Consider the following 1,398-nt stretch of genomic DNA (forward strand, 5'->3'; position numbering starts at 1 on the left):
CACCGCCTACGCCCACCAGGACCTCCCCTTCGAAACCCTCGTCGAAGCCCTCAACCCCCAACGAACCCTCGCCCGCCACCCCCTCTTCCAAGTCATGCTCGCCTACCACAACACCGCGCAAGCCACCCTGGAACTGCCCGGACTCCACCTCGAACCCGTACCCGGCACCGAAGCAGCGGCTCTCTTCGACCTCGCCTTCAACATCGCCGAATCACACGACGACAACACCGGACCCACCGGCATCAGCGGCGGCCTCCAGTACGCCACCGACCTGTTCGACCCCGCCACGGCCGAACGGATCACCACCTACCTCACCCGCCTCCTCACCACCGCAGCCACCCACCCCGACACCCCCCTCCACACGATCGAAATCCTTTCGGGCGACGAGCGCCGTCTGCTCGCTGAGATCGGCACGGGACCCACGACGCCCGATGGCGCACCCCGTCTCCTCCTCCCTGCCTTGTTCGAGGAGCAGGTGGCGTGTCGTCCGGATGCGGCGGCGGTGACGTTCGAAGGTGTGTCGCTGACGTATGGCGAGGTGAACGCGCGGGCGAATCGTCTGGCGCACTACTTGATCGGCCGGGGTGCCGGTCCGGAGCGGACGGTGGCGTTGATGCTGCCGCGTTCGCCGGAGATGGTGGTGGCGATCCTGGGCGTGCTGAAGGCTGGGGCGGCGTACCTGCCGGTGGATCCGGAGTATCCGGCGGAGCGGATCGCGTACGTGTTGGAGGACGCGCGGCCGCTGCTGACGCTGGATTCGCTGCCGGACCTCGACGGTCTGCCGGAGACCGATCCGCGTGTGCGGATCCATCCCGACCACCCGGCCTACACGATCTACACCTCCGGTTCGACCGGCCGCCCCAAGGGCGTCATCGTCACCCACAAGGGCATTCCGAACCTCGTCTCCAGCAAGATCAAGGGCTTCGAGGTCAGCCCGGGAGACCGCATGCTGCAGTTCGCGTCCCCTGGCTTCGACGCCGCCGTTATGGAGATCAGCGTTTCGCTGCTGGCGGGCGCGACGCTGGTGCTCGCACCGACGGAGAAGCTGCACGACGCGGAGGCGCTCACGGAACTCCTCGCACGCGAGCGTGTCACCCACGCGTTGATCCCTCCGGCCTTGCTGTCCGCCCTGGACCCGGAGCGGATGCCGGACTTCACCCTGATCGTGGCCGGCGACGCCTGTTCCGCCGAGGCCGTGGCGACGTGGTCCCGTGGCCGGCGCATGATCAACGCCTACGGGCCGAGCGAGTACACCGTGTGCGTGTCCATGAGCGCCCCGCTCAGCGGATCGGCGAAGCCGCCGATCGGTCTTCCGGTGGGGGATACGCGGGTGTATGTGCTGGACGGGTTGTTGTCGGTGGTGCCGGTGGGTGTGGCGGGTGAGTTGTATGTGGCGGG

The 1,398-nt window shown here is 68.0% G+C and carries 1 protein-coding gene; it reads left to right on the top strand.

What is annotated here, in order from left to right:
• A partial coding sequence (locus ACFC1X_RS40790) for an AMP-binding protein (protein WP_376364829.1) occupies window positions 1-1,398 on the top strand: 1,398 nt, incomplete at both ends.

Source organism: Streptomyces sp. NPDC056128 (genome assembly GCF_042263835.1).
In the GTDB taxonomy this organism is placed as follows: domain Bacteria; phylum Actinomycetota; class Actinomycetes; order Streptomycetales; family Streptomycetaceae; genus Streptomyces.